The following is a 22,937-nucleotide window of genomic DNA, read 5'->3' on the forward strand; positions in this document are numbered from 1 at the left end:
TACCCGCTGCCTGCTCAGGCCCCGCGGCCGATACCGCGAGGCAGTTGCGCGGGGTCCCAGCCGAGGAGGAGGCGCGCCTGCTCGAAGGCGAACCGGTCGGTCATACCGCCCACATAGGTGACCACGCCACGGAGCAGATCGTCGCCACGGAACTCCTCGGGCAACGTCGACGGCGCTGCGAGGTAGTACTCCACCAGGTCCGTCAGGACCCGCACCACGGTGTGCGACTGCGCCACGGACTCAGGGCGGGTATAGATGCGCTCGTAGTTGAAACGCCGCAGCTGACCGAGTGCCTCGGCGCTGGCCGGATCCATGCCGACCACCCCGGTTCGGGCCGTGGTGTCGATGACGGCGTTGATGAAGGTGGCCAACTGCCGGGTCCGGGTGACACCCGCCACCTCGCGAACCACCTCCGGAACCTCGCTGAGCGTGACAATCCCCGCCGACACTGCGTCCTCCAGGTCGTGCGCACAGTAGGCGATCCGGTCCGCCCAGGAGACGATCTCGCCTTCAAGGGTGGCCGGTGCGGGACGCGACCACGAGTGGTTGCGGATGCCGTCCAACGTTTCCACCGTGAGGTTGAGGTGGCGCAGCACCACGTCCGCGCCCCAAGGGCCGTGGTCGTAGCCGCCTGGCACGAACTGGTCGAAGGCGTCCTCGGACGCGTGGCCACCAGGGCCGTGCCCGCAGTCATGCCCCAGAGCGATGGCATCGGCAAGTGTCGCGTTGGCCCCGATGCCGCGGGCCATCGCCACGGCGGCCTGCGCCACCTCAAGGGCGTGGGTCAGCCGGGTGCGCTGATGATCCGTGGGGTAGACCACCACCTGGGTCTTGCCCGCCAACCTCCGGAAGGCCGCCGAGTGGACGATGCGGTCCCGGTCGCGTTCGAAGCACGTGCGGAGCTCATCCGGCTCCTCCGGACGGGCCCGGTTGCCGGCTCCACCGGCGAAGCTCGCCTCGGGTACCAGCGTGAGCCGCTCCAACTCCTCGCGCCGCTCACGACGGCGGGGGTCACGGACGGACGTGCGTACCGATGACGTGGCATGCGCCGTGATCACCCCTTCGCCGTGACCCTGCATGGTCGAGGCCCAGAGCCTGGTGCGCGGTAGCGGTGTGTCCATGGTCTCCCAACCGTACCTACCTCAGCGCTCGGACCGCGGCACCCACTCGGAGACCTGGTTGCCCACGTAGACCTGACGCGGCCGGTAGATCCGCTGCGCAGGGTTCTCGGAGACTTCCTTCCAGTGCGCGATCCACCCGGGGGTGCGGCCGATGGCGAACATGACCGTGAACATGTCCAGCGGGATCCCGATGGCGCGCAGGATGATGCCCGAGTAGAAGTCGACGTTGGGGTACAGCCGACGCGAGGCGAAGTAGTCGTCGGCCAGCGCTGCCTGCTCAACCTCGCGTGCGATGTCGAGCAGCGGATCGGTGATGTGCATCTTGTCGAGCAGTTCGTCTGCGGCAGCCTTGAGGATGATGGCCCGGGGGTCGAAGTTGCGGTAGACGCGATGCCCGAAGCCCATCAGCTTGACCCCGGACGAGCGATCCTTGACCCGGTTGATGTAGTCCTGGGGCTTCATCCCGGTGTCTCGCAGGTGCTCGAGCATCTCGATGACGCCCATGTTCGCCCCGCCGTGCAGGTGGCCCCACAAGGCGTTGACCCCGGCGGAGACCGAGGAGAACATGCTCGCTCCCGCCGACGCGACCATGCGCACCGTCGACGTGGAACAGTTCTGCTCGTGATCGGCATGGAGGACGAGGAACATGTTGAGCGCGTGCGCCACCTCGGGCGTGGCCTCGTAGTCCCGATAGGGCACCGAGAACATCATGTGGAGGAAGTTCTCCGCATAGTTCATGTCGTAGCGGGGATAGGCGATGGGTTGGCCGATGTGGGACTTGTACGAGGCCGCCGCGATGGTGCGGGTCTTGGCGATGAGCCCTGCCGCCGCCAACTTGAAGCGCTGAGCGTCCGTGAACTGCGCCTCATGCACTTCATGGGTCTGCAGTGCATTGATCATCGCCGACAGAATGGCCATCGGGTGGGCCGTGGCGGGAAACCCGTCGAAGTGCTTGCGCATGTCGCGGTGCAGCGCGGCGTTCTCGGTGAGCAGATGACGGAACTCCGCCCGCTCATTCTCGTCCGGCAGACGGCCGAAGATCAACAGCTCGGCGGTCTCGATGAAGCTCGAGCGCTGCGCCAGGTCTTCGATCGGGATGCCGCGGTAGCGCAGGATCCCCGCCTCCCCGTCGATGAAGGTGATGGCCGACTTGCAGGAGCCGGTGTTGCCGTAGCCGTCGTCGAGCGTGATGAGCCCGGTGGAAGCGCGCAGCGACGAGATGTCGATCGCCCGCTCGCCCTCTGTCCCGGTGACGACGGGGAGTTCGTGTCTCACCCCGTCGATGATGATCGTTGCCGTTTCGCCCATGGGGACCTCCTGGGACCGGGCCGGCCCGGGGGGGCCAGCGATTGCCTCAGAATAACGACGCGGTCACGGCCGTCCCCGCTGGGGTCTACTTTCGCGATTGGGCGCGGCCGAGGAACAGCATCGCGACCCCCATCACCGCGATGCCGAAGGCGCTGCTGCCGATCCGCTCCCATTCCCCGGCCTCGACACCGGTGGTGGTCGAGACGAAATAGGCGCTGACGAACAGAACCAGGACGCCGAGAAGCGCAACGACGCGCCCGATCTGCGCCCAGATCGGCAGCTTCTTGCGCGGCTCGTTGGTCGTCTCGTCCTGCGGCTCCGCCACGGTCATCCTCCGCTCACGCCGATCTCGGCGTCAGATAGATCCAGCTCACACCCGGAGGTGTCGTCGTACCAACCGTACGGCACCACCACCCGAGCCCGTGGCGACCCTTGCCGCCCACGGGCAGTACCCAGCTCCGTCTCGGGGAACCCCGCGTCGTGGTCGAGCTGAGATACGAGGTCGCGAAGCTCGTCGAGCGTCGAGACCATCGCGAACCGGCGGCGCAGCTCCCCCACGGGGTAGCCCTTGAAGTACCAGGCCATGTGCTTGCGCAGGTCCGTCAATGCGTGCCGCTCGCCGACGTATCCTGTGAGCAGCTCGGCGTGGCGCGTCAGCGTCCTTCCCACCTCACCCAGCGTGGGCCGGTGCCGCAAATCCTCGCCGCCGAAGGCCGCGGCCAGGTCGCCGAACAGCCATGGCCGACCCAGGCAGCCGCGGCCCACCACCACCCCTGCGCAGCCCGTCTCGTCCATCATCCGCAGCGCGTCCTCCGCCTCCCAGATGTCCCCGTTTCCGAGGACCGGGATGTCGACGGCCGCCACCAGCTCGGCGATCCGGGACCAGTCCGCCTCACCGGAGTAGGCCTGCGCCACGGTTCGCCCGTGCAGGGCGATGGCGGCAGCCCCCTCTTCCTGGGCGATCCGCCCGGCGTCGAGGAAGGTCTCATGCTCGCCGTCGATGCCGATCCGGGTCTTGATGGTGACGGGGACGCCGAACTCGTCGGCGGCGCGGACCGTCTGGCGCACGATGGCGCGCAGCCTGTCCCTCTTGTACGGGAGCACGCCCCCGCCACCCTTGCGGGTGACCTTCGGTACCGGGCAGCCGAAGTTGAGGTCGATGTGGGCCACTGCGTAGTCCCGCGCCAGGATCCGGGCCGCCTCAGCCATCACCCCCGGGTCGACACCGTAGAGCTGCACGGACCGGGTGGCTTCGCCCGGGTCGAACTGCAGCATGGCGCGGGTCTTAGGGTCGCCCACCACCAGGCCTCGTGAGGTGATCATCTCGCACACGTACAGGCCCGCGCCCTGCTCCCGGCACAGCTGCCGGTAGGCCGCGTTGGTGACCCCGGCCATCGGCGCGAGGACCACTGGCAGCTGGACGACGACGGCGTCGGGACGGCTGGGCGCGTGCAGACGAAGTGGCGAGATCGCGGGCATGTGACTCCTGGGTACGTCGGCGGCCACCCAGCCTACGTCAGGCCGGCGCTGTGAACCGCAGCCTGATGGCGGCCACCGCCGCACCGCGCGCGAAATCGCGGAAGTCCAGCGTCTGCAGCACCAACTCCGGCACGTCGAGGTCCTCGCGCCAGTCCGACTCGAGCACCCCGGTGACGACGTCCAAGGATCCCCCGAGCAGGTCGATGCCCTCCCCCGTCACGAGGATCCGCTCCGGGGCGAACGCGATGGCAGCGGCCCGCACCAGCCACCCGATCGCCCGCGAGGCATCCTCGACAGCTGGCCGGGCATCCGCGTCCACCAGCACCTCCTCGAAGGTCAGCCGTCGTCCCGTGAGGGCTGCGGCTGCTTCTTCGACGGCGGCCATCGACAAGACATCACCGAAGACCCGACCATCGGGGAGCCAGAGACGCCCCAGGATGCTCGCGGCGCCTTGGCGCCCCAGCAGCAGTGCATCGTCCACCACGGCGCCGCAGCCGACCCCCAACCCGAAAGTGACCACGGCGAACTGGGTCAGGCCACGCCCCATGCCGAACCAGTGCTGGAACAGGGTCAATCCGTCGATGTCGTTGATGGTGGCGCAGTCCACTCCGGTGAGCTGGATCAGCCGTGCGGCCAGGTTCCCGCCGCCGGGCCAGCCGAGCATCCGCGTGGCGTGGAGAACCCCGTGTGGCTCGACGGAGGCGGGCAGACACACGCCCACAGCCGAGACACCCGGGAACCGCCGCACCACGCCGGCCAACACCTGGGCCGTCGACTCCAAAGTGGCCGTGTCCAGGTCAACCTCCTCGGAGTGGTGCATCTCCCCCGCCAGGCCCGTGCCCACCACCCACGCATGACCGGGGACGATCTTGATGCCCAGGAATCTGGCCGACTCATCGACGATCCTGAGCGGCAGGGGCGGCCGGCCGATCTCGAACGCCGACGGAGCGCCCTGCTCAAGGACACCGGTCTCGATCAGCGGCTTCGTGATTCTGGTCAGGGACCCCGATGACAGACCCAGTAGCCTCGCCACCTCGGCCCGGGAGATCGGCCCGTGCCGCAGGACGGCCAGCGCGACGCTGCGGGTGGTGGGGTCGAGGGGCCACGGCGCCATGTCAGAGCCGGTCGAGCTCGAATATCACCGCGGTGTCCGGCTGCATCTGTGGGGCCCGGATGCCGGCGTGGATCAGTGCATGCCCGGGAAGCACCAGCGGCGCCTCGGCGGCCTCCCAGGGCACGATGTGGATCGCCGGCACGAGCTGACGGTCGATGACGGTGACGCGATAGGTGGCCTCGGGGTCGAGGCCGGGGAACTGTAGAACACCGAGGCTGACCACCGGGCTGGCCGCAAGCACCGACAACGAGAAGATGGACTTGCGGGGTGTCACCACACCCTTGAAATAGCACTCGGGCTCCCGCATGTCCACCCGCACCTGGCGGCCCCCCAGCAGCACCCCACGGTTGGCCTTGTACCAGTCGATCCACCACCGCAGCTGCCCGAGCTCCTCCTCGGTCGCCTGTGCCAGGTCCCATTCGATGCCGAGGTGGCCGAAAACGGCGGTCGCGGCGCGGAAGTCGATATCGTGCCAGCGCGCCGTGCTGTGGGAACGGCCGGACGCTATGTGACTGCCCTGAAACTCCGGAGGAAGCAGTTGGCTCGTCCATGTCAGGAGCCGCTGGCGCTCGTGGGGGTCGATCACGTCGGAGACCCAGACCCGCTCAACCCGGCGCATCACTTCCAGGTCCACCCGCGCGCCTCCGGAGCTGCACGACTCGAACTCCACATCGGGGTGCTGGTGCCGGAGAGTGTCGAGCAGCCGGTAGTAGGCGACGGTGTGGGCGTGGACGGCCGGCTCCCCGTGCGGCGCCGTCCCCGCGTCGATGAGATCGCGGTTGTGGTCCCACTTGACGTAATCGATCCGGTACTCCGTCAGGATGGCGCTCATCTGGGAGAAGACGTGTCGCCACGCGCCGTCGATCGACAGGTTGAGGACGTGCTGCTGGCGGGCCTCGACGGGCAGCCGTCCGGCGGGCTGCATGATCCAGTCGGGATGCGCCCGCGCCAGATCCGAGTCCAAGTTGATCATCTCGGGCTCGAACCACAGCCCGAACTCCATCCCGAGGTTCTTGACCCGGTCGACGAGCGGGTGGAGGCCATCCGGCCACACGTCGGGCGAGACCACCCAGTCTCCCAGGCCAGCATGGTCGTCGCGACGGGCCCCGAACCAGCCGTCGTCGAGCACGTAGCGCTCCACGCCAAGGGCGGCCGCGCGTTCGGCGAGATCGATGAGGCGGGTGGCGTGGTGATCGAAGTAGACGGCCTCCCAGACGTTCAGCGTCACGGGCCTCTCAGCGGACGGGGCGTGGGGCAGTGCCCGAAGCCAGGCGTGGAAGCGATCGGCCTGGGCGTCTAGCCCGTCTGCGTAGTTGAAGAACAGCCATGGCGTCCGGTAGTTCTCACCGGCACCGAGAACCACCTCGCCGGGCAGGAGGAGTTCCCCGCCGGAGAGGACCTGATGACCGATGAAGTCCCGCTCCGCGACGTGGAGGTGGTTCCCGCTCCAGGCCGTGTGGACGGACCACACCTCGCCGGCGCGGAAGCCGAGTCCGGGTGTCGCGGCGTGCAGGACGTAGGCGGCATCGGCCCCGGTCCGCCCGTGCCGGCCCTCCCGCCGATGCTGGCCGACGGTGAACTCTCGCCGCTGAGGGAACCGCTCCACGCCCCAGCGTCCAGCGAAGTCGAACAGCTCCGATGCCCTGCTGGGCACGGGCATCGCGAGGGTGAGCTCCTCGACGGCGAACGGAGCCTCATCGAGGTTGGTCAACTCCCCGCGCAACCGGACCAGACCCTCAGGTGTGAGTTCGAGCGTGATCGTCAGGTTGAGCAGCGACGTGGCCGAGTGCGCATGGAACTCGACGGTGGCAGGCCCCAGGTGTTCCAGCGGCTCTGCAGGGCGTCCATCAACCAGGATGTCGGTGACAGCCCAGTCGGGGGTCCAGTCCCGGCCTTCCCGGGACCCGACCAGACCGGGCCGGCCCGCCCACCCGTAGCGCCCCTCGAGCAGGATGCCGAAGCGGGGCGGGAGATCCGGGTTGTTCGGCCCCACCTGGACCACGTTGGCGAGGGCGAGAGAGTCGAACTGGTCCGTGGTGAGGGGTTGAAGCTCGTGGCCCCAGTGCACGACCTCGGGCATTCGCGACTCGGCCACCATCACCGCAATCGAGACACCCTGGGCGGTGAGAAGAAGTCGGGTGTTCATCATGGACTCCCTGGGTTCAGTTGGTGCCGCGCGGCGTTCAGTAAGTGCCGCGCGGACGGTTGTCGCCCACCTCGTCGACGGGTAGATAGGCGCTCGGCTCGTCGACCGCGCGGGACAAGAGGGGGGTGAGGATCATCTTTGCCTCGTAGCCGTTGAACGAGCGGCGGTACTCGCCCACGCTGGCCCATCGACTCACGAGGGCGAAGAGATCTGGATCGTCGAGATTTCGCACGAGGTCCATGGCTAGGCAGCCGGGCCGCGCGGCCCACCAGTCGATGACGGACCGGGCTTCGGCCACGAAGTGGGGGCCTGGGGCGGAGAATCGGGTGACGACGAGCACGGTAGTGAAGGCTACCGAGGGGAGGTGGCGATGCCACCGGCCCGCGGTAGGGGTTAGCCCCTGACGGCGCCCGAGGTGAGACCCCGGACGAAGTAGCGCTGGAGCGCGAAGAACACGACGAGCGGAAGGATCATCGAGATGAAGGCGCCAGCGGTGAGCAGGTGCCAGTTCTCGCCTCGTGTGCCGAGGACTCCGGCCAAGGCAATGGTGAGCACCGCGTTCTCGCCCTGCCCGAGGAAGATCAGCGCCACTAGCAGGTCGTTCCAGACCCAGAGGAACTGGAAGATCGCGAACGAGGCCAGTGCCGGCATCGACATCGGGATGATCAGCCGCCAGAACGTCTGCCAGTGCGACGCGCCGTCGATCTCGGCGGACTCCACCACCGACTTCGGCAACGACGCCATGTAGTTGCGCAGGATGTAGACAGCCAGCGGCATGCCGAAGCCTGTGTGCGCTAGCCACACTGTGGCGAACTGACCGTTGATGCCGAGCTGCTGGAAGATGATGGACAGGGGCACGAACGACACCGCGTTGGGCACCACGAGGAGGCCGACGATGACGATGAACAACACGTCACGACCCTTGAACTCCATGAACGTGAACACGTATGCGGCGAACGCGGCGATGAGGATGGGGATGATCGTCGCCGGGATGGCCACCGTCATCGAGTTGATGAACGCGTCGCCGAAGGGGATGGCGCCCGTGGTCATCACTTCGCGGTAGTTGTCGATCGTGATCTGAGCGGGGTTGGCGAACACGTTCCACCACCCGTTGGCGTTGGCCTCGGAGCGCGGGCGCAGCGAGGTCAGTAGGAGGCCGATGGTGGGGATGAGCCACAGCAGGCACATGATCACGACCAGTGACTCGATCACCCACAGGAACTTCCCCGAGCCCACCGACCGGCCCGATTCCTCACCACGCTTGGTCTTGACCTTCTTCGGGGCCACTACGGTGGTCATGAGTTCGCCTCCTGGAGCCGGAACTGGCGGACCTGGTATACCAGGACCGGGATGATGGCGATGATCAGGATCACTACGATGGCTGAGGCCGTGCCGGGATCACCATTCCGGAACAGGGACGCATAGAACCCGTTGACCAGCACGTTGGTGTTGTAGTTGCCGTTGGTCATCGAGTAAACGATGTCGAAGATCTTCATGACGCCGATGAGCACGGTGATGAACACCGTGATCACCGTGGGCCACGCCTGCGGGAGGATGATCCGCCAGAAGATGGCGGTCTCCGAGGCGCCGTCGATCCGGCCGGCCTCGATGGTGTCCTCCGGAACGCCCTTGAGCGCGGCCGAGAGCAGCACCATGGCGAAGCCCACCTGGGTCCAGATGTAGACCACCATGAGCAGGAAGGTGTTGAACCTGACGGCGTCAATCTGCAACCAGGTCTGGGGGGACCCGCCCAACCCCACGAGGATCGCGTTGAGCAGACCCACCTGGGACGATCCCTCGGGACGCCAGGCGTAGACCAGGTTCCAGATGGTTGCGGCGCCCACCATCGAGATCGCCATGGGCAGGAAGATGATGGACTTGGCCGTCTTCTCCGCCATGGGCTTCAGCTTGTCCACCAGCACGGCGACCAGCAGACCCGCGGCAACAATGGCTGCCGGGGCCACAATGATCCACAGCACGTTGTTGATCAGGGTGTTGATGAACCTGGGATCAGTGAAGAGGGCAGTGTAGTTGTCGAGGCCGACGAACTCCATCAGCCGGCCGTTGCGGCCGCGCCGGAAGCTGGCGATGACTGTCTCCGCGGCGGGATAGAGGAGGAAGATGCCGATCGCGGCGTAGGCCGGCAACAACAGCGCATAGGGCTTGAGGCGGAGCTCCCACTTCTTCGGGAGAAGCTCACACGCCTTGTTCAACAGCCAGAACAGCGCAACTGCGCCCAGCACACCCACCGCGACCGCGCCGAGCGCGAGGCCGAGTTTCTCAAACATAGAGGTGCTCCTGAGGGGTGGAGTCGGCGGTGACCCGAGAGCGAGCCACCGCCGACGCGGGTTGGGAAGGGGCGACTAGCTCGCCGGCCAGCTGGCGTCGATGGCCTGCAGTGTGGCGTCGAGATCGGTGCGGCCGCTGGTGAAGTCCACCATGCCGGTCCAGAAGCTGCCGGAGCCGACGGCGCCGGGCATCTGGTCCGAACCGTCGAAGCGGAACACCGACGAATCGGCCACCTCAGCCGCGACGTCCTTCAGTACCTGGTTGGGGTACTTCTCGACATCGAAGGTCTTCAGCGGGGACAGCCATGCGCCGGTACCGACCTGGGCGTCGCCGAACTCGGGATCGGTGGTCATGAAGGCCATGGCCTTCTTGACGTTGGCGTCGTTCTTGGTGAACGCGGCCGCAAGGTCGCCTCCACCCAGAACAGGGCTCTCACCTGAGACGCTCGGGGTCACGAACATCCCCACCACGGTGTCCAGCTGGGCGAAGATCTCGTCAGGGAAGAAGCCCTGCTGAGTGATGAAGTTGCCCTGCTTGCCCAGGTAGCACTTGGGCTCGGGGTCGAACATCGGGTTGAGCGCATTGGCGAAGGAGTTGGACGAGGAGTTCTGGATCCCGCCGTAGACGTTGCCCTCGGTCATGAGGACCTCCTCGTAGACGGCGAACGCCTCGCGGATCTCGGGGCTGTCGAACTTGATCTCGCCGCTGACCCACTGGTCATACACCTCGATGCCACCGGTCTGCAGGACGTAGTCCTCGATCCAGTCGGTGGCCGGCCAGCCGGTGGCCGAGCCGGACTCCATGCCGTAGCACAGGGGGGCGACGCCGTCGGCCTTGATCTGGTCGAGCAGCGCCAGCAGGTCGTCGTGGGTCTCGGGCACGGTGTACCCGGCTTCCTCGAACGCCGGCTTGTTGTACCAGTAGAAGGACTTGCCGTTCATGGCCATGGGAGCCCCGTAGACCACGTCGTCGACGGTGGCCGCGTCCAGGAATCCAGGGATGATGTCCGACTCGAGCTGGCCCAGATCCACCTGGGTGCTCAGTTCGGCCAGCTCCCCCTCCTCGGCCAACGCCTTGAGGATGCCCGGCTGGGGGAAGATCGCGATGTCGGGGGCGTTGCCCGACTGGACCTTCGAGTTGATCTGGACTTCGAATTCGTTGGACTGGATCCAGTCGAAGGTGATGCCGTTGGCTTCGCCCCAGGTGTCCATGTCCGACTGGAAGGCCGTCGACTGATCGCCCGAGAAGGCGTACATGACCTGGATGGTCTCCTTGGCGGTCTCTTCACCCTCGGCCTCCGAGGCCTCAGGGGTGGATCCGCCGCCGAGGCATCCGGTGGCCAGAAGACTCAGGGCCGCGAGGCCGGAAATCAAGGAAATCTTTTTCCGCATGACAGATCGCTCCTTTGCGTGGGAGTTGACTCATCGCCTGACGATCGTTGTCAAGCGCGCTCCTGTCGAGATATTGCCACCGTCGACACCCGCAGCGCATTACTTTCGTCAGGGAGTTATCAAATCGTGACCGTCGGGTTTGACGCCCATGCTTGTCTAATTGATAATGGTTCTCATGTCTCACATGTCTCGACTCGTCGGCGTCAGCGCCGCTGCGGTTCTGCTCCTCGCCGCCTGCGGATCCTCCCCCGCGTCCGATCAGCCCGCGCCTCACGTGGTAGCGGCCTTCTACCCACTCGAGTGGGCGGCCTCCTCCGTCCTGGGCGAACACGGATCAGTGACGACACTCGCCACCCCGGGAGCGGAGGCGCACGATCTCGAGCTCACGCCGCAGCAGATCGCCTCCCTGGCCGATGCGGATCTCGTGGTGTATCTCTCCGGGTTCCAGCCCGCGGTCGACGATGCGATCGAGCAGTCGGGTGCTGAGCGGGTCCTCGATGCGGCGACGGTGGTCGATCTGCTTCCCGTGGCCGAGGAGCATGTCCACGGCGCTGAGGAGGAGGAGCACACCGCCGATGACGGACACGACCATGGCGAGTTCGATCCCCATTTCTGGCAGGATCCCACCCGCATGGCCGCTCTCGTGGAGGAGCTGGGCGCGCAGCTGGCCGAGATCGATCCCGAACACGCTGGTGACTATTCTGCCGGTACCGCCGAGAGCGTGTCTGCGCTCGGCGTCCTGGACACCGAGCTCGCCGCCGGACTCGATGAGTGCGCCCGACGCGAGTTCATCACCACGCACGCCGCATTCCACTATCTGGCCAACCGCTACGAGCTGACCGAGATCGGCATCTCCGGGGTGAGCCCCGACGATGAACCCTCGCCGGCGCGGATCAAGGAGATCCAGGACGAGGCCAGCGCCCACGGCGTCACGACGATCTTCTTCGAAACGCTCACCTCCGACGCGGTGGCGACCTCAATTGCCGAGGACCTCGGGCTCGAAACAGCCGTGCTCGATCCGCTGGAGGGGATCACCGACCAGTCCCCCGGCACGGACTACCCTTCGATCATGCGCGCCAACCTCTCCGCACTCTCCACCGCCAATGACTGCAGCTGATCCGCTCCACGCCGAGGGACTCTTCGTCTCACTGGGCGGCATGCCGGTCCTCCGGGACGTGTCGATCTCGGTTGCGGCGGGCGAGGCCGTTGCCCTGTTGGGTGGCAACGGCTCAGGCAAGTCGACGCTGATCCGCGCATTGCTTGGCCTGGTCCCCCACCAGGAGGGCACGGTGGACTTGTTCGGGCAGTCCCTGGAGACGTTTCGTGACTGGTCCCGGATCGGGTACGTGCCTCAACATTCCTCCGTGGCGGTCGCAAACGCGACTGTGTGGGAAGTGGCGGCCTCCGGGAGGCTGGCCCACCGTCGCCCGTTCCAATGGCTGGGCAGGCAGGACCGCGACGCGCTGCACCGAGCGTTGGACCTGGTCGGGTTGAGCGCTCGCGCCCGCTGGCCCTTCAGCGCCCTGTCCGGTGGGCAGAAGCAACGGGTGCTGATCGCCCGCGCCCTCGCCACCCACCCGGACCTTCTTGTGATGGACGAGCCGCTTGCCGGAGTCGACCTGCACAGCCAGCAGGGAATCGCAGAACTGCTGTCACGCCTGGGCGACGAGGGGTTGGCCCTGCTGGTGGTGCTCCACGAACTCGGGCCGATGGGCATGGTCCTGCACCGCTCGATCACACTCTGCGACGGTCTGGTCGTCGAAGCCGAGCCCACCGGGGCCCATGAGTGCGACCCGGACGTGACCATGCCGTCCGTCGTGGGTCTGTCCGACCCGATTGCAGGAGCTTTCACGTGATCGAGATCCTCAGCCTGCCGTTCATGCAACGCGCCCTCCTCGCCGCGCTGCTCAGCGGCCTGATCGCCCCCGCCATCGGGACCTTCATCGTCCAGCGGCGGATGAGCCTGCTCGGCGATGGCCTGGGGCACGTGGCGATCATGGGTGTCGGCCTGGCGCTCATGACGGGGTGGGCGCCACTGCCCGTCGCAGTGGTCACCGCCGTGGCGGGAGCTGTCACCGTCGAGTTGTTGCGCCAGCATGGGAAGGCCTCGGGAGACCTGGGCCTGGCCATCCTGTTCTACGGCGGCCTCGCCTCGGGTGTGTTGATGGCCGGTGTCGCGGGCCAGGGCGCGGGAGGACTGTCTGCGTTCCTCTTCGGCTCACTGACCTCGGTGAGCGAGGGTGACATCGCCCTTATCATCGCCCTCGCCGTGATCATTCTGGCCCTGACCATCGGGCTCGCGCCGAGACTGTTCGCCGTCTCCGTCGACGAGGACTATTCGAGGGTCCTGGGCATCAGGGTCAAGGCCCTCAACCTCCTCGTGGTGGTCCTGGCTGCCATCACGGTGACCGTCTCCATGCGCACGGTGGGACTGCTGCTGATCAGTGCGCTCATGGTGATCCCGGTGGCCACATCGCAGCAGATCTTCATCGGCTTCACCACCTCATTCTTCGGCGCCATGGGTGTGGGAGTTGTGGCCGCGGTCGGCGGCACCATCGGCTCCTTCTACCTGGACACCGCAACCGGCGCCACCATCGTCGTCACCGCCATTCTGCTGCTGGGGTTGTCCTGGGTGTTCGGCCGGTGGACCCGTCGCTCCGCCAGGTTCATCCCCTACGTCGAGGATCACGGCCACTCCCACACCTATCGCCAGGCCGAGGCGCACGACGACTCGTTCGCGCACACGCCTGGGGTGAAGGTGATCCAGCACGGCGACCACCTGGACTACGTCCACGACGGCCACCGTCACGCCCTCCATGGGGATCACTATGACGAGCACTAAACCCACCACGCGCCACACCTGGCAGCGCGCCGCCGTCCGGGACCTCCTGGAGGGCGGTGAGGAGTTCCGCACCGCCCAACAACTCCACGACCAACTTCGGGAGGTGGGCGCCAAGGTGGGGCTGGCCACCGTGTACCGGGCACTGCAGGCCATGGCCGAGGCCGGCGAGGTGGATGTGCTGCGGACCCCGGATGGCGAGGCGACCTACCGACGGTGTTCGTCTGGTCACCACCACCACCTCGTGTGCCGGTCCTGCGGTTATTCGATCGAGATCGCCGCCCGCGAGGTGGAGGAGTGGGCAGCGCGCGTCGCGCAGGCCAATGGCTTCACCGAGGTGGTGCACGACGTGGAGGTCTTCGGTCTCTGCCGCACCTGTTCCGCGGGCTAGCGTTCGAAGTAGGGAAGCGATCGGAGCGCCTGGTCCAGGTGCCACGTGGCGTAGGCGACCACCATGCCGTCGACCCGCTTGGCAGTGGCGAGATCAGTGGCCTGGGCCACCGCCCAGTCCCCGCTGAGCAGGGAGCCGAGGTGCGTGGCGGCCGCCTGGTCCAGTTGGCCGGCCCCCGAGGCGCGGCATCCGGTGCAGACCGCCCCGCCGCCCACGGGTGAGAACCAGCGCACGTCCACGCTCCCGCAGCCGGCACAGCTCCTCGTCGACACGGCGTACCCGGCCACCGCCAGCGCCCGCAGCAGGTAGGAGTCCACCACCAGCGGCGCGGGGCGCTCACCCGCCTCGAGCGCGAGCAGCGCGCCGAGCAGGAGGCGGAACTGTTGAAGGGCGGGGCTGTGCTCCTCCGCGACGAGGCGGTCCGCCGTCTCGACCAGCACCTCCGCGGCGGTAAAGCGCGAGTAGTCGGCGGCGAGCCTGCTCGAGTGGAGTGCCTCCACCTGGGTGACCACCTCCAGCGAGCCTCGCCCCTCCGCGAACTGGATGTCGACGTGATGGAACGGCTCCAACCGGCCGCCGAACTTGCTGGAGGTCTTGCGCACCCCCTTGGCCACGGCGCGGACTTTGCCGTGGGTGCGGGTCAGCAGCGTGATGATGCGGTCCGCCTCGCCCAGCTGATGCGTCCGCAGCACCACCGCTTGGTCGCGATAGGTCGGCACAGCATCGAGTGTAGGCGGGTAGTGTCGGAGCGTGCCCATGCCCCGCCGCCGCCCTACCCCGCACCCCAGCGGAGCGAGAGCTCCGGAGATCCCCCGGGCGGCCCTCCCCAGACACGTCGCGATCGTGATGGACGGCAACGGAAGGTGGGCTAAGCAGCGGGGGCTCAAGCGCACGGAGGGGCACGCCCGCGGCGAGGCCTCGCTGCTGGATGTCATCCACGGCGCGGTCGAACTGGGCATCCCCTACCTGTCGGCGTACGCGTTCTCCACGGAGAACTGGAAGCGCTCCCCTGACGAGGTGCGATGGCTGATGGGCTTCAACCGCGACGTCATCCACCGCCGCCGGGACGAACTCAACGACCTCGGGGTGCGTATCCGCTGGGCCGGCCGCCGTCCGAGGCTGTGGGGATCGGTGATCAAGGAACTCGAAGTGGCCGAGGAGATGAGCCGACACAACGACACCCTGACCCTGCAGTTCTGCGTCAACTACGGCGGCCGGGCCGAGATCGTCGACGCGGCCCGCGAGATCGCTCGTCTGGCCCGGGCAGGCAAGTTGGACCCCGACCGACTCACCGAGGAGCGGTTCGCACGGTTCCTCGACGAGCCCGAGATCCCCGACGTCGACCTCTTCGTGCGCTCCTCCGGCGAGCAGCGCACCTCGAACTTCCTGCTGTGGCAGTCCGCGTACGCGGAGTTCATCTTCCTGGACAGGCTGTGGCCGGATTTCGACCGCCGCGACCTGTGGGCCGCCGTCGAGCAGTACTCATCCCGGGAGCGGCGCTTCGGCTCAGCCTGAGCCTCTCAGAGGTCCGGCGGCAGTTCCTTCGGCACAGGCCGGAGCAGCTTCCGGCGGATGTCGATCATGGCGCGTGCATGGGTCTCCAGGGCCACGTCGCCGGGCAGCACCGGCTGCCACGGAGGCACGGGTCGCTTCCGGCCCTTCTCATCGACTCCGCAGTAGACGATGGTGCAGTGCGTGGTCTCCCTGAGGTCCCTCGTCCGGGGATCTCCCGAGCTGACGTGCACGGAGATGTGCATGCTGGTGGTGCCGGTGTGGAGCAGCCGCGCGGTGACTTCGACGAGATCCCCGATGAACATGGGGCGGTAGAACCGCACGCCACCGGCGAAGACGGAGGCCACCGGTCCGGCGTGCCAGCGTTCGGCCACCACCTGGGCCGCCTGGTCGATCCAGTTCATGACGTAGCCGCCGTGCACCTTGCCGCCCCAGTTGACATCGGTCGGCGCTGCCAGGAAGCGCAGGGTCTCGCGGCAGGACCCGGTCTCGACGTCGTACTCCTGGCCCCCCATCTCCTCTTCGATGGCCCGGCGCGCCACGTTGATCTCCAGCGCCCGATCGTGCTGGCCCCGCTCCCACTCGTCTCGCGGCTCGAAGGGGGGAACAGGGACCGGTTTACCGTCCTCCATGGCGACGAACTGCAGGACGCACTGGGTATTGAGCACCCGCGCCGACGAACGCGGATCGCCGCTGGAGACGGTGCAGACCACCTGGAGCGACGTCCTGCCCGTGAGTACGACGCGGGCCTGGACCACCACGAGGTCGCCAACGTGGATGGGGCGCGTGAAGTGGATGTTGCCGACGTAACCGGTCACCGCATAGGTGCCGGCCCACCCGACGGCTGCGGCGTAGCCGGCCTTGTCGATCCACTCGAGCACCTTGCCTGCGCTCATCAGCCCACGGACGTTGGCGTCCATGGGTTCGGCGAGGAATCGCAGTGTGACGCCGCGCTGAGTGCCAGGCATGCAGTCGTGCCTTCCGTGATGGGCGAGGGGATGCGCGCAGCGTAGCTGAGGGGAAGGATTGGGGCGGCGATCAGTCCAGGCGCTGGAACGCAACCGCGCGGACCACTGCGGACCCAGCAGCATCGCTGGCCACCAGATCCGCCTCGGCGCGGATCATCCAGTCATGGTTGCCCTGAGGATCGTGAATCACCTGGAGCACCGTCCAGCGCTCGCGCCCCTTCTCGATCCGGAAGAGCCCCGGGCCGCGGGCGTCGCCGTCGGTGAGCAGGTCCTCATGCTCGTCCCAGTACTCCCCCAGGGCCTCGTCCCAGGCGTCGGCGTCCATCAGGATCCCGAGCGGCGGATCGACCATGACAGAGGCTTCGGCGTCCATGGCAGCCAGGGCGGCGATGTCGTCGCGGGCCGCGAGTTCGACGCGACGGAACATCGCGGTGCGGATCATGGCGGTGAAGGCGCGCTCGTTGCCGGTCACCGGCCTCGGTGGCGGCGGGGGTGCCCCCAGCGCCGCGGCTGCGACGGCCGCAGCCACCTTGTCCGGATCCGTCAGGGCCTCCCACTCGTCGAGCAGGGACGAGTCGGTCTGACGGACCGTCTCCCCCAGCCACTCGACCAGGTCGTCGAACTGCTCGGTGCGGTGCTCGTCCGGGACGGTGTGGCGCAGCGCCCGGTACGCGTCCGACAGGTAGCGCAGCAGTCCGCCCTCGCTGCGCTGGAGCTTGTAGAAGGACACGGCCTGGTTGAAGCTCATCGCCCGCTCCCACATGTCGCGCACGACGGTCTTGGGTGACAGCTTGGAGGCCTCCACCCAGGGGTGTGACTGGGCGTAGATGCCCATGGCGTGCTGGAGGAGCTCGTCGAGGGGCTTGGGCCAGGTGATCTCCTCGAGGCGCTCCATCCGCTCGTCGTACTCCACCCCGTCTGCCTTCATCTGCGCCACCGCCTCGCCGCGGGCCACGAACCGCTGAGCCAGCAGCACCTGGAACGGGTCCTCCAGCACCGCCTCGATGATGGAGACGACGTCGAGGTGGTGGGTGGGTGAGTCCGGGTCCAGCAGCGCCAGCGACGCCACCGCGAACGGGGCGAGGGGCTGGTTGAGAGCGAAATCGTCCCCGACGCCCTCGGACATGGCGCACCACCGGCCATCCGGATCCGGGGCGCTGAGCTTCACCAGCACGCCCGAGCGCAGAAGCGCCCGGGTCAGGGCCAGGGCTCGCCGCGTGAGCTCGCGCTTCCGGCCGGACGGCTCGTGCGACGCCTCGATCAGCGCACGCATGGACTGTGCACCGCTGCCTGGTCGCTGCGCGATGTTGAGCACCGTGGAATGGGTGACCTGCATCCGCGACACCAGCTGCTCCGGCTCGGCGACCACGATCTTGTCGAAGGTGTCCTCGCTCCAGGCGACGAATCCCTCGGGCGGCTTGCGGCGCACCACCTTGCGCCTGGCCTTGGGATCGTCGCCGGCCTTGGCCAACGCGCGCTCGTTCTCGATCACGTGCTCCGGGGCCTGCACCACCACGAAACCCACCGTGTCAAAGCCGGCGCGGCCCGCGCGGCCCGCGATCTGGTGGAACTCGCGCGAGCGCAGGCGCCGCACCCGCGTGCCGTCGTACTTGGCGAGCCCGGTGAACAGCACGGTGCGGATGGGGACGTTGATGCCCACGCCGAGTGTGTCGGTACCGCAGATGACCTTGAGCAGCCCGGTCTGAGCCAGCTGTTCGACGAGGCGCCGGTACTTCGGCAGCATGCCCGCGTGGTGCACGCCGATCCCGCGGCGCACCAGTCCGGACAGGATCTTGCCGAAGCCGGGCCCGAACCTGAACGCCCCGATCTCCTCGGCGATCCGGGCGCCGTCGTGCTTGGTAATCAGGTTGAGCGAGAGCAGCGACTGGGCGCGCTCCAGCGCGTCGGCCTGCGTGAAGTGAACGACGTAGACCGGCGCCTTCTGCTCCTGGATGAGGTCCACAACCCGCTCCTGGAGCGGGGTCATGGACCATTCGAACAGCAGCGGCACCGGCCGCTCCGCGTCGCTGATCAGGCTCGTGGCGCGGCCCGTGCGGCGCGTGAGGTCCTCCGCGAGCGCGGTGAGGTCGCCCAGGGTGGCGCTCATCAGGAGGAACTGGGCCTGGGGGAGCTCCAGCAACGGCACCTGCCACGCCCAGCCCCGGTCCGGCTCGGAGTAGAAGTGGAACTCGTCGGCAATGACGAGGCCGACGTCGGCGGCCCGCCCCTCGCGGAGCGCGATGTTGGCCAGCACCTCGGCCGTGCAGCAGATGATGGGGGCGTCCGCGTTGACTGAGGCGTCACCGGTGACCATGCCGACGTTGTCCGCGCCGAAGACCTGACACAGTGCGAAGAACTTCTCACTCACCAGGGCCTTGATGGGTGCGGTGTAGAAGCTCACCCGATCCGTCGCCAACGCCGCGAAGTGCCCCGCCAGCGCCACCATCGACTTCCCCGAACCCGTCGGCGTGGACAGGATCAGATTGTTTCCGGTGAACAGCTCGATGGCGGACTCGTCCTGATGGGGGTAGAGCGAGAGGCCCTGCCCTTCGGCCCAGGACGTGAACCGCTCGTAGAGGGAATCGGGATCGGTGGCGACGGGATCGGTGAGCTTCAGCAAACCCTCGCCGATCAGGCGGGGGCCATGACCCACGCCGCCGCGCGGTTCAGGGCGCTCAGGATGGCCTTCATGGAGGCGCTGGTGATGCTGGGGTCCACGCCCACGCCCCACAGGACCGTGGCGTCGTCGCCCTCACCCACCTCGCACTCGACGTAGGCTGCGGCCTTGGCGTCGCCGCCGGCATCAAGCGCATGCTCGGTGTAATCCAGCACCCGCACGTGGGCGCCGGCCTGGACCAGCGCGTCGACGAACGCGGAGACGGGACCGTTGCCCTCGCCGTCGACCTCGACGTTCTTGCGCGTGGGGCCGTCGATGACGGCCCGGACGTGGAACTGCCCGTTGCTGGAGGTGGAGCCGGCCGAGTCCAGGCGCCACGGACCGTCGCTCAGGTACTCGCGCTCAAAGATGGCGAACATCTGGGCCGGGGTGACCTCACCGCCGGAGGTGTCTGTGTGGGCCTGCACCACGCGCGAGAACTCGATCTGCAGCCGGCGCGGCAGGTCCATCTTGTACTCGTTCTTCATCAGGTAGGCCATGCCCCCCTTGCCGGACTGCGAGTTGACCCGGATGACTGCCTCGTAGGTGCGGCCCACGTCGTGGGGGTCGATCGGCAGGTACGGGGCCTCCCAGTCGATCTCGTCGACCAGCTTGCCCTGGCGGGCGGCCTCGGCCTCCAGGTGCTCCAGGCCCTTCTTGATGGCGTCCTGGTGCGATCCGGAGAACGCCGTGTAGACCAGATCACCGGCGTAGGGGTGGCGGGGGTGCACCGGCAGGCCGGTGCAGTACTCCACCGTGCGGCGGATGTGATCGATGTCCGAGATGTCCACCTGCGGGTCCACGCCCTGGGTGTACAGGTTGAGGGCCAGCGTCACCAGGTCCACGTTGCCGGTGCGCTCGCCGTGCCCGAACAGGCATCCCTCGACCCGGTCCGCCCCGGCCATCTGCCCCAGCTCGGAGGCCGCGACAGCGGTGCCGCGGTCGTTGTGCGGGTGCAGGGAGACAGCCACGTGCTGACGGTCGCGGATGTTGCGGATGAAGTACTCGATCTGGTCTGCGTACGTGTTCGGCGTGGAGCGCTCGACGGTGGCGGGCAGGTTGAAGATGATCTCGCGCCCCTCCCCCGGCTGCCACACATCGCTGACCGCGTTGCACACCTCGATGGCGAAGTCCGTGGGCGTCTGGGTGAAGATCTCCGGCGAGTACTGGTAGCCGAACTCCACATCGCGCAGATGCTTGTCCGCGTACTTCATCACCAGCTCGGTGCCGCGGGTGGCCAGCTGGACGCACTCCGGCTCGGAAATGCGGAACACCACCTTGCGGAACAGCTCGGCGGTGGCGTTGTACATGTGGATCGTGCCGCGCTGGGCGCCGACCAGCGACTCTGCCGTGCGGCTGATCAGGTCCTCGCGGGCCTGGGTCAGGACCGAGATCGTGACGTCGTCGGGGATCTTGTTTCCCTCGATCAGCTGCCTCACGAAGTCGAAGTCCGTCTGGGAGGCGGACGGGAACCCCACCTCGATCTCCTTGTAACCGATGTCCACCAGCAGCTCGAACATGCGCATCTTCCGCGACGGGGTCATCGGGTCGATCAGGGCCTGGTTACCGTCACGCAGATCAGTGGACAGCCAGCGAGGTGCCTTCTCGATGCGCTTGGAGGGCCACGTGCGATCCGGCACGTCTACGGGGATGAAGGGCGTGTAGCGGTGCACCGGCATCGGGGTGGGCTGCTGCACGGGTGTGGGCTGCGGGCGGGTGGTGAAAGCGTTCATCTGAGTATCTCCTGGGCTGTATCGGTGCGCCAGACGCGTACAAGCACCGCAGCGAGGGGATCTGGCTCAGAGATTCTGGGCCCCGCTGCGGCAGCCAAGGAGGAGGGTATGCCGTGCCACGTCGGCCACTGTAGCACCGTCGGCGAAGCTTGCCACTACTTGACGGAACCTGCCGTGAGTCCACCGATGAGCCGCCTCTCGATGAAGCTGAAGAGAATCACCACCGGGACGATCGCGATCATGGCCACCGTGAACAGGTACTGCCAGTCCTTGATGTAGAGCCCCAGGAACCGCGGCATCGACACCGTCAGCGGCTGCAGGTTCGTCTGCTGGACGAGGATGAAAGCGGCCGAGAACTCGTTCCAGGTATTGACGAACACGAACACGATCGCCGTGACGATGCCCGGCCAGACGAGCGGAAGCGAGATGCGGAACATCGTCTGCAGGCGGCCAAGCCCGTCGATCAGAGCGGCCTCGTCGATCTCCTTCGGGACCGAGGCGAAGAACGCCTGCATGATCCAGATCGCGAAGGACAGGTTGAAGGCGGCGTTGATGAGGATCAGCGCGGCCCACACCGCGTAGCTCTGCCACCCCTTGAACTGCTGGAACAGGCCCACCGCCAGCACCGTCGGCTGCAGCATCTGGGTGCAGAGCACCAGGAGGAGGAAGACCATGCGACCCGGGAACCGGAACCGGGCCACGTAGTACGCGGCCGGGGTGGCCACCAGAAGCACCAGCAGGGTGGCGCCCAGCGAGATCACCGCGGTGGCCAGCAGCGATGAGGCCGGGTCCACCTCTGAGGCCCATACGGTGAGGTAGTTGTCCCAGCGTGGCGTGGACGGAAAGTAGTCAGGGGGGATGTTGGTGATCTCGAGGCGGGTCTTCAGGGAGCTGATGAACATCAGCGCGTAGGGGAAGCCGAAGAAGGCCACGATGACCAGTGACCCGGCGGCGATGAACCAGGGGCTTGGCGGCTTGTTGATGCCGCCCCGGACGGCGCGTTGCTCTCTCACGTTGGCCATGGCTCAGGCCACCTCCTTCGTGGGCTGCACGACGATCAGGTAGATGGCGATGATGACGAGGCAGAACACGAAGTTCAGCACCGACAGCGCCGACGACACCCCTGGACCGAGCGCGCGCTGGTACTCGAACATGAGCGTCGTGGTGATGTGCCCGGTATGGAAGCCGGGGGTTTCCTGCAGCAGGCGAAGGATGGGCAGCGAGTTGAACACGTTGATGATGTTGATCAGCGCCGCCACCGCGATGGCGGGCCTCAGCAGGGGCAGCACGATGAACCCGTAGCGCTGCAGCTTGTTGGTCCCGTCCATGTGCGCGGCCTCGAGCACGTCGTCGGGGATGGCCTGGAGGCCGGCCAGGATCGTGTAGGTCGTGAAAGGGAGGGACACGTAGATGGCCACGAACACCGCGACCCAGAAGGCGCTGGTGGGGTCCTTCGTCCAGGCCCGGGCCGTCTCGATGATGCCGGTGTCCACCATGAGCCGGTTGAACAGGCCCACGTTCTCCTGAAGTCCGTAACGGAAGACTGTCGCGGTCATGACCACGGAACAGGCCCACGGGAGGATGATGAACAGCCGCAGCGCCTTGCGGCCACGAAACTCGATGTTGAGGAACTGGGCAAGGAGCAGGGAGAGCACGACGGTGACTGCGACGACCACGACGACCCACACGACGGTGTTGAGGAGAATCCGCTCCACCGGCACGCCCGGGAACGTCAATGCCCCAGCGGGACCGATGTAGTTGTCGAGGCCGATCGGATCAGGGCTGCGCTTGATGCCGCGGTTGTTGAACTTGAAGAACGACGTGTAGATCATGAGCGCCGCGGGGAAGAGGACCACGCCCGCGATCAGGGCGACGGTGGGGAGCAGCCAGGGAAGGGACGTGAGGGTCGCCCTGAGACCGGAGTTCTTCGACCGACGACGCGTGCTCGTGGGCACGCTCGTGGGCGTGGCGGTCAATGACACTTCAGTTC

The 22,937-nt window shown here is 67.3% G+C and carries 21 protein-coding genes; 5 read left to right on the plus strand and 16 right to left on the minus strand.

All coding sequences use genetic code 11. The annotated features are described in order from the left end of the window. Window positions 1-14: 14 nt before the first annotated feature. The 10 genes from ACZK39_RS00495 to ACZK39_RS00540 all read right to left on the minus strand — a co-directional run bounded on the left by ACZK39_RS00495 (window position 15) and on the right by ACZK39_RS00540 (window position 10,848). Entirely contained in the window at window positions 15-1,079 is a 1,065-nt protein-coding gene (locus ACZK39_RS00495) for an HD domain-containing protein (protein ID WP_463612410.1), read from the minus strand. A 63-nt stretch (window positions 1,080-1,142) separates the two neighbouring features. Further along, window positions 1,143-2,429, minus strand: coding sequence for a citrate synthase (locus ACZK39_RS00500; protein WP_459054318.1), 1,287 nt, complete (start codon window positions 2,427-2,429; stop codon window positions 1,143-1,145). Between the two features lie 85 nt (window positions 2,430-2,514). Further along, window positions 2,515-2,754, minus strand: a complete 240-nt coding sequence (locus ACZK39_RS00505; RefSeq protein ID WP_182782921.1) for a hypothetical protein — start codon at window positions 2,752-2,754, stop codon at window positions 2,515-2,517. A 2-nt stretch (window positions 2,755-2,756) separates the two neighbouring features. Continuing rightward, on the minus strand, window positions 2,757-3,908 hold the full coding sequence (gene dusB / locus ACZK39_RS00510) for a tRNA dihydrouridine synthase DusB (RefSeq protein ID WP_182799674.1): 1,152 nt from the start codon (window positions 3,906-3,908) through the stop codon (window positions 2,757-2,759). 37 nt (window positions 3,909-3,945) lie between these two features. Continuing rightward, window positions 3,946-5,022 carry an ROK family transcriptional regulator gene (locus tag ACZK39_RS00515; protein WP_463612214.1) on the minus strand — a complete coding sequence of 359 codons (1,077 nt, stop codon included), beginning with the start codon at window positions 5,020-5,022 and terminating at the stop codon, window positions 3,946-3,948. A 1-nt stretch (window position 5,023) separates the two neighbouring features. Beyond that, window positions 5,024-7,168, minus strand: a complete 2,145-nt coding sequence (locus tag ACZK39_RS00520; RefSeq protein WP_182799672.1) for an alpha-galactosidase — start codon at window positions 7,166-7,168, stop codon at window positions 5,024-5,026. 37 nt (window positions 7,169-7,205) lie between these two features. After that, complete coding sequence (locus ACZK39_RS00525; protein WP_182799671.1) at window positions 7,206-7,508, minus strand: antibiotic biosynthesis monooxygenase family protein; 303 nt, start codon at window positions 7,506-7,508, stop codon at window positions 7,206-7,208. A gap of 53 nt (window positions 7,509-7,561) precedes the next feature. Further along, window positions 7,562-8,467 carry a carbohydrate ABC transporter permease gene (locus ACZK39_RS00530; RefSeq protein ID WP_463612215.1) on the minus strand — a complete coding sequence of 302 codons (906 nt, stop codon included), beginning with the start codon at window positions 8,465-8,467 and terminating at the stop codon, window positions 7,562-7,564. Then, window positions 8,464-9,456, minus strand: coding sequence for a carbohydrate ABC transporter permease (locus ACZK39_RS00535; RefSeq protein WP_182782927.1), 993 nt, complete (start codon window positions 9,454-9,456; stop codon window positions 8,464-8,466). The genes ACZK39_RS00530 and ACZK39_RS00535 overlap by 4 nt, the downstream gene beginning before the upstream one ends. Before the next feature lie 75 nt (window positions 9,457-9,531). Then, window positions 9,532-10,848 (minus strand): ABC transporter substrate-binding protein, encoded by a 1,317-nt coding sequence (locus ACZK39_RS00540; RefSeq protein WP_182782928.1) that lies wholly within the window; start codon window positions 10,846-10,848, stop codon window positions 9,532-9,534. A 175-nt stretch (window positions 10,849-11,023) separates the two neighbouring features. Here ACZK39_RS00540 and ACZK39_RS00545 point away from each other — a divergent pair, with 175 nt between their 5' ends. From ACZK39_RS00545 to ACZK39_RS00560, 4 genes are read left to right on the plus strand one after another with little or no spacing between them, the layout of a single operon-like run. Beyond that, window positions 11,024-11,965 (plus strand): metal ABC transporter substrate-binding protein, encoded by a 942-nt coding sequence (locus tag ACZK39_RS00545; RefSeq protein ID WP_255422207.1) that lies wholly within the window; start codon window positions 11,024-11,026, stop codon window positions 11,963-11,965. Then, a complete protein-coding gene (locus ACZK39_RS00550; RefSeq protein ID WP_463612216.1) occupies window positions 11,952-12,704 on the plus strand; it encodes a metal ABC transporter ATP-binding protein in 753 nt (250 codons plus the stop codon). The genes ACZK39_RS00545 and ACZK39_RS00550 overlap by 14 nt, the downstream gene beginning before the upstream one ends. Beyond that, window positions 12,704-13,690 carry a metal ABC transporter permease gene (locus ACZK39_RS00555; RefSeq protein ID WP_463612411.1) on the plus strand — a complete coding sequence of 329 codons (987 nt, stop codon included), beginning with the start codon at window positions 12,704-12,706 and terminating at the stop codon, window positions 13,688-13,690. Before ACZK39_RS00550 ends, ACZK39_RS00555 begins: the two co-directional genes overlap by 1 nt. Next, window positions 13,677-14,078: a Fur family transcriptional regulator gene (locus ACZK39_RS00560; RefSeq protein WP_182782931.1), complete on the plus strand. Its 402-nt coding sequence runs from the start codon at window positions 13,677-13,679 to the stop codon at window positions 14,076-14,078. The genes ACZK39_RS00555 and ACZK39_RS00560 overlap by 14 nt, the downstream gene beginning before the upstream one ends. Here ACZK39_RS00560 and recO read toward each other — a convergent pair. After that, the gene (gene recO / locus ACZK39_RS00565) at window positions 14,075-14,797 is read right to left on the minus strand and encodes a DNA repair protein RecO (protein ID WP_182782932.1); all 723 of its coding nucleotides are present in this window, start codon (window positions 14,795-14,797) and stop codon (window positions 14,075-14,077) included. The genes ACZK39_RS00560 and recO overlap by 4 nt on opposite strands. Window positions 14,798-14,834: 37 nt before the next feature. Here recO and ACZK39_RS00570 point away from each other — a divergent pair, with 37 nt between their 5' ends. Beyond that, window positions 14,835-15,593: an isoprenyl transferase gene (locus tag ACZK39_RS00570; protein WP_182783113.1), complete on the plus strand. Its 759-nt coding sequence runs from the start codon at window positions 14,835-14,837 to the stop codon at window positions 15,591-15,593. A 5-nt stretch (window positions 15,594-15,598) separates the two neighbouring features. Here ACZK39_RS00570 and ACZK39_RS00575 read toward each other — a convergent pair whose 3' ends face one another. From ACZK39_RS00575 to ACZK39_RS00595, 5 genes are all read right to left on the minus strand, one after another. After that, entirely contained in the window at window positions 15,599-16,558 is a 960-nt protein-coding gene (locus tag ACZK39_RS00575) for an acyl-CoA thioesterase (protein WP_182782933.1), read from the minus strand. 70 nt (window positions 16,559-16,628) lie between these two features. Then, window positions 16,629-19,178: a DEAD/DEAH box helicase gene (locus tag ACZK39_RS00580; protein ID WP_463612217.1), complete on the minus strand. Its 2,550-nt coding sequence runs from the start codon at window positions 19,176-19,178 to the stop codon at window positions 16,629-16,631. An 11-nt stretch (window positions 19,179-19,189) separates the two neighbouring features. Continuing rightward, the gene (gene leuA / locus ACZK39_RS00585) at window positions 19,190-20,947 is read right to left on the minus strand and encodes a 2-isopropylmalate synthase (protein WP_463612218.1); all 1,758 of its coding nucleotides are present in this window, start codon (window positions 20,945-20,947) and stop codon (window positions 19,190-19,192) included. Window positions 20,948-21,102: 155 nt separating this feature from the next. Continuing rightward, on the minus strand, window positions 21,103-21,969 hold the full coding sequence (locus ACZK39_RS00590; protein ID WP_220490942.1) for a carbohydrate ABC transporter permease: 867 nt from the start codon (window positions 21,967-21,969) through the stop codon (window positions 21,103-21,105). Between the two features lie 3 nt (window positions 21,970-21,972). Continuing rightward, the gene (locus tag ACZK39_RS00595; RefSeq protein WP_220490943.1) at window positions 21,973-22,929 is read right to left on the minus strand and encodes a carbohydrate ABC transporter permease; all 957 of its coding nucleotides are present in this window, start codon (window positions 22,927-22,929) and stop codon (window positions 21,973-21,975) included. Window positions 22,930-22,937: the final 8 nt, after the last annotated feature.

The sequence above is a fragment of the Tessaracoccus luoxuelianae genome (assembly GCF_055326245.1).

Excerpts from the sequence above, each read along its gene's own strand:
- ACZK39_RS00540 (WP_182782928.1), bottom strand. The coding sequence starts at position 10,848 with ATGCGGAAAAAGATTTCCTTGATTTCCGGCCTCGCGGCCCTGAGTCTT.
- ACZK39_RS00530 (WP_463612215.1), bottom strand. The coding sequence starts at position 8,467 with ATGACCACCGTAGTGGCCCCGAAGAAGGTCAAGACCAAGCGTGGTGAG.
- dusB (WP_182799674.1), bottom strand. The coding sequence starts at position 3,908 with ATGCCCGCGATCTCGCCACTTCGTCTGCACGCGCCCAGCCGTCCCGAC.
- ACZK39_RS00550 (WP_463612216.1), top strand. The coding sequence starts at position 11,952 with ATGACTGCAGCTGATCCGCTCCACGCCGAGGGACTCTTCGTCTCACTG.
- ACZK39_RS00495 (WP_463612410.1), bottom strand. The coding sequence starts at position 1,079 with ATGCAGGGTCACGGCGAAGGGGTGATCACGGCGCATGCCACGTCATCG.
- ACZK39_RS00500 (WP_459054318.1), bottom strand. The coding sequence starts at position 2,429 with ATGGGCGAAACGGCAACGATCATCATCGACGGGGTGAGACACGAACTC.
- ACZK39_RS00590 (WP_220490942.1), bottom strand. The coding sequence starts at position 21,969 with ATGGCCAACGTGAGAGAGCAACGCGCCGTCCGGGGCGGCATCAACAAG.
- ACZK39_RS00545 (WP_255422207.1), top strand. The coding sequence starts at position 11,024 with ATGTCTCACATGTCTCGACTCGTCGGCGTCAGCGCCGCTGCGGTTCTG.
- ACZK39_RS00570 (WP_182783113.1), top strand. The coding sequence starts at position 14,835 with ATGCCCCGCCGCCGCCCTACCCCGCACCCCAGCGGAGCGAGAGCTCCG.
- leuA (WP_463612218.1), bottom strand. The coding sequence starts at position 20,947 with ATGAACGCTTTCACCACCCGCCCGCAGCCCACACCCGTGCAGCAGCCC.
- ACZK39_RS00515 (WP_463612214.1), bottom strand. The coding sequence starts at position 5,022 with ATGGCGCCGTGGCCCCTCGACCCCACCACCCGCAGCGTCGCGCTGGCC.
- ACZK39_RS00560 (WP_182782931.1), top strand. The coding sequence starts at position 13,677 with ATGACGAGCACTAAACCCACCACGCGCCACACCTGGCAGCGCGCCGCC.
- ACZK39_RS00575 (WP_182782933.1), bottom strand. The coding sequence starts at position 16,558 with ATGCCTGGCACTCAGCGCGGCGTCACACTGCGATTCCTCGCCGAACCC.
- ACZK39_RS00520 (WP_182799672.1), bottom strand. The coding sequence starts at position 7,168 with ATGAACACCCGACTTCTTCTCACCGCCCAGGGTGTCTCGATTGCGGTG.
- ACZK39_RS00535 (WP_182782927.1), bottom strand. The coding sequence starts at position 9,456 with ATGTTTGAGAAACTCGGCCTCGCGCTCGGCGCGGTCGCGGTGGGTGTG.